Here is a 4,250-nt window from a genome sequence, read left to right as displayed (position 1 = left end):
TTTTATGAGAAAGTCATGGGCGTGTCGGCGGAACGCCCCGCGCCTGTCTTCGCCGAAATCGTTGGGTCATCGTGCACCCTGGCGATCGGCCACTCCCAGACGGTGCAGCTGTTCGGTGCTGGTTCCGCCGTGGCGGCCGACAATCACACGGTCATCCTCGAGTTCCGTGTCGACGATGTCGATGCCGAATACGAGCGCTTGAAGCCGTTTGTCACCGAGTGGGTCAAGGAGCCAACCACGATGCCGTGGGGGAACCGTGCTGTGCTGTTTCGGGATCCCGACGGCAACCTGATTAACCTCTTCACGCCGGTGACGGAGGAAGCGATCAAACGGTTCAGCGGCAGGTCGTAAACGGACCGTTGAAGTGAGTGAGACGATAAAGAGACCAAAGATCATAGCAATGAGCTATGGTCTCTTTATTTTAACTCACCGGCCATCCGCCGCCCCCGCATACTCGTCAGGCTTGATGCCTTCATACCGCGCAAAGGCGCGTTTGAAGGAATACACATTTTCGTACCCCACCGTGCGTGCGACGTGATCGATGCCGCAGCTTCGCTCCCGGAGCAGCTCTTTCGCCTTCTCCATGCGCAGACGGCATACATAATCATAGAAGTTGATGCCGGTTACCTCTTTGAATATTTTGGACACCTTCGATATAGACATATGGTACATCTCCGCCAGCTGCTTTAACGAAATGTCCGCGCTCGAATAGTTGTCGTTCACGTATTGCAGCAGCTCGCTGCCGGCCGACACCGCCGAGGACGTATTGGCATACCGTTTTCGCTCACAAATGAGCGTGCCCACTTCAAACATATAGCTCCACATCTCGTCGATGTTCGCCGCTTTTGCCCGGCTGCAAAACTGCTTCGTGTAGATATCCGTATCGAGGTTCAGCTCATGCAGCACCCGCAGCATCGTCTCCATCAGCAAGGAGAGCAGCCGGCTCACGCTGGCCTCGGCCAGCCCCCGCTTGTCGTTCTCGGCATGGATTTCATGCAAAATTTGCAGAGACGTGTCCAGGTTTCCGATCTTGAGGTTGTTGATGAGCTGCACTTCCCAATCCGTCGGATAGTAGTAATCGACACCGGCCTGCATCGTCTCCTCCTGCAGCACCTGAAAATGCTCGCGCGAGAATATGGTGTAGCGCAGTCTTTCATTGGCCGTGTAATACGATTTGCTGATGCCGACCAGCCCTTGCTCAACCCCTCCGTATAAAATATCGGGATGAAATCCGCTCAGCCGCTCGATTTCGTCAGCCATCTCGGCAGCGATGCGCTCCAGCATATCATCGTCTCCAAACGGCTGCCCGGAGGACACGATCATCGCCTTATCCGCATTCGTGACCTCGAACAGCGCATAGTCCAGCCCGTAACGGCTCATCGCTTTCTCCACGATCACCATCATCAGCATTTCGATCTTCCGGATTTTCTCGAAGTCGGAAAAGTCGCGGATGGCGTGGAAGCTGACCAGCATCGTGCAGTAATACATGTCCTCGGTATAACCGATCCCCAGTTTCCCCAGCTCGTTCTTCTGCTGATCGTCCATAAAATACCCCTTGAGCAGGCGAAGATACAAATTCGACTTGGCGGCATTTTCGTAATCCTGCATCGATTGCTGAAGCTTGCGGTTTTCATGCAGCAGCCGGTCGAACGATTTTTCGATAAAGTTGTATTCGGAACCCGTCACCTTGCCGTTTCGGGAATCCTCAACCCGCGCCGCGGCGCTCAGCTTACTCAGCAGAGCCCCAAGAGGACGGTAACTGATTTTGGCCAGCAGATAAGCCATACACGCGCCAATAACGATGGAAATCAGGATCGCCGCCAGCGAGCTGAACAAATTGCCGATGCCGATGACGCTGCTGTCCGTGTAGGAGATCGCATACTGCACATCACTGGCCTCCGACGACAAATGAATGGGGTAGGAAGCCGCTCCGCCGCGGGCTGCCGGATCATTTCGGACTTGGCTGTAAATCAGCGCATCCCGGGACGTCATGACGATCTCCTGCGATTCAATCCCTCCAAACTGGTGCATATAATCAGAAAAGTAAGCGCTATCAATAAACAATACCAAAACCGCGCGCGGATGATTCACCACCTCCAGGCTTTGCAGCACAGGGATCACACGCTTGTCGCTGCCCCACAGCTTCATGCTGACTGGCGGCATCATGGTAAAATACTGCTGCTGCGAAAAGGAGCTCTGCAGCTGCTGCTCGGCAGCTTCGTCAAATGCGACAATCGACTGAAAAAAATCCTTCAGCGGGAACATCCCCCATGAAGTCATCGCCTTCTGCTGCTCCGGAAACACCACCATGCCAAACGAGAGGATCCCCTGCGAACTCACGCTATTGCCCAGACTCTGCCATTGCGCACAGACTACCCCTCCCCCATTAGATATGCAAAAACAGGAAAACAGCAGAGCCTCCAAAGCGAATTGGAGCCTGCCATTTTCCAAAGTCATACGGTTACAGTCAACGTTACTGGATGCTGTTGTATCTGTCGAGCAATTGCTGGTCGATTTCCAGCAGCTGGTCCAGCCCCAGCTTTTTCAGATCGGCCATATATTGATCCCAGTTGTCGAGCGATTTTTGCCCCAAAGCCAGCTTGGTCGCAAGCTCCGTGGAGTACGTGTTCAGATTGGTCAAAATCTTCGTTTTCGCTTCCAGCTGCTGATCGTCGGGGATCGCCAAATAGTTGTCGTTCATATTGACGAAATACGGCTTGTATTTCAGAATATTGAGCTCGTTGTCGGCTTTGTATTTCGGTACGCCGGACAGCTCAAACTCGAGGTTGGCGAACTGAACCCGCGGGAACACCGTATCGCCGAACAGGCGGAGTCCGGGAACCTGGCCCGTTTTGGCCAGTTCTTCGTCCGAGGCGTTGTTGATGAATACATTCGCGCCGCTCTCGTCCTTTTTATAGGTTTGTCCTTCAATGCCCCAATACAGAAGCTCCGCATACTTATCCGAATAGATCGTGTCAAAATACTTGATCGCCGCTTCTACGTTTTTGCTGTCTTTCGTAATCGCGTATTTCTGCCACACCAGAAACGGTGGCTCAATTTGGGCTGCTGGCGCAATGCCGTCTACCGCTTGAAGCGGCATAAGTGGAAGATATTCCCCGCCCCCCTTGATTGTCGGCTCCAGATACGTCTCCAGATTGTAATCTCCTGTTGAAGCAACCTGGTTCTCCGTCATCTTCTGCTGCTTCTGCTCCCCTGTCGCCCCGATCAGGCTTGTGTCGAGCACGCCTTCCTTCACCAGCTGCTGCAGGTAGCGGAAGTAATCCTTGATGCCGTCCTGGTACCACGGGGATACGACCTTCTTGTTCTCCACATCCACGGAAGAAATGCTGGTCCCCAGCCCGAACCACTGCGCGATCGGTCCCGAGAAGGAACCCGGATCGTAGACGAGCACCTCATCCTTTTGCCCGTTGCCGTTGGCGTCTTTATCGCGCATCGTCTTCAGCGTTTGCAAATATTCCTCCGCATTTGTCGGAACCGGAAGACTCAGCTTATCGAGCCAGTCTTTGCGGAGCAGCATCGTTAAGGATACCGGAGCCGGATCGGTTCCTTTATATGTCTTTTTGTGCAGATCGCTGAACCAGTACATTTTTCCGTCCGACGTCGTTGTCGTCTTTTTCGCATACGGGAACTCCTGCTCATACATCTTCTTGATGTTGCCGTTGCTGTACTTCTCGATCAGCGGATTCAGGTCCAGCAGCACGCCCTGCTTCGCCAGATTGAGTACCGTCGTATTGTCCAGCGCCGAAATGTTGACGATATCCGGAAGGTTGGAGCCGGACGCCATTCGCGTTTTGATGACAACATTATACTGTTCGTTCGGAACCAGCTCGTAATCGAGCTGCAGGTTCGCATCGGTCAGCAGTTTGTCGACTTCCTTCCAGACCGGGTACTTGTCCCTGTCCTCGAATTTGATGAACTTGTTCGAACCGGTCGGCCCGAGAAGCTTCAGCTTGGCGGACTGCTGTCCGGCCGGAGCTTTGCTGTCGGCTTCCTCCGGTTTGCCGTCTCCACCGCTGCAAGCGGTTACAGAAGCGATGAGAACAACGGCGACGATGGCGGACATGAACGGTTTTTTCCTTTTTTTCATACAACTCTTCCCCCTTCGGATGGCCTAGCCTATTCCTTTAATGAACCCAGCAGCGCTCCCTTGATGAAATACTTCTGAAAGAACGGATATGTAAAAATGACGGGTAACGTCGTAAAGACGATGATGGCATATTTCAGCTGGA

General features: G+C 53.4%; 3 protein-coding genes. 1 reads left to right on the top strand and 2 read right to left on the bottom strand.

From position 1 onward, the window contains the following. Nucleotides 1-351, top strand: a 351-nt coding sequence (locus CPT76_RS24445; RefSeq protein ID WP_105444774.1) for a VOC family protein, incomplete at its 5' end; no start/stop codon positions are given. A gap of 75 nt (nucleotides 352-426) precedes the next feature. Here CPT76_RS24445 and CPT76_RS24440 read toward each other — a convergent pair. Together CPT76_RS24440 and CPT76_RS24435 are read right to left on the bottom strand one after the other, a co-directional pair. Continuing rightward, nucleotides 427-2,310 carry a helix-turn-helix transcriptional regulator gene (locus CPT76_RS24440; RefSeq protein ID WP_258168765.1) on the bottom strand — a complete coding sequence of 628 codons (1,884 nt, stop codon included), beginning with the start codon at nucleotides 2,308-2,310 and terminating at the stop codon, nucleotides 427-429. 163 nt (nucleotides 2,311-2,473) lie between these two features. After that, on the bottom strand, nucleotides 2,474-4,108 hold the full coding sequence (locus CPT76_RS24435) for an extracellular solute-binding protein (protein WP_105444772.1): 1,635 nt from the start codon (nucleotides 4,106-4,108) through the stop codon (nucleotides 2,474-2,476). Between the last annotated feature and the right edge of the window lie 142 nt (nucleotides 4,109-4,250).

It is taken from the genome of Paenibacillus sp. AR247 (assembly GCF_002968895.1).
GTDB lineage: Bacteria > Bacillota > Bacilli > Paenibacillales > Paenibacillaceae > Paenibacillus_AQ > Paenibacillus_AQ favisporus.
The sequence above is the reverse complement of the archived record's forward strand: the minus strand, read 5'-3'. Positions and strand labels throughout refer to the sequence as shown.

What these genes read in the sequence shown, in the direction of transcription:
- CPT76_RS24440 (WP_258168765.1), bottom strand. Translation starts at nt 2,310, where the DNA reads ATGGTGGTGTTTCCGGAGCAGCAGAAGGCGATGACTTCATGGGGGATG.
- CPT76_RS24435 (WP_105444772.1), bottom strand. Translation starts at nt 4,108, where the DNA reads ATGAAAAAAAGGAAAAAACCGTTCATGTCCGCCATCGTCGCCGTTGTT.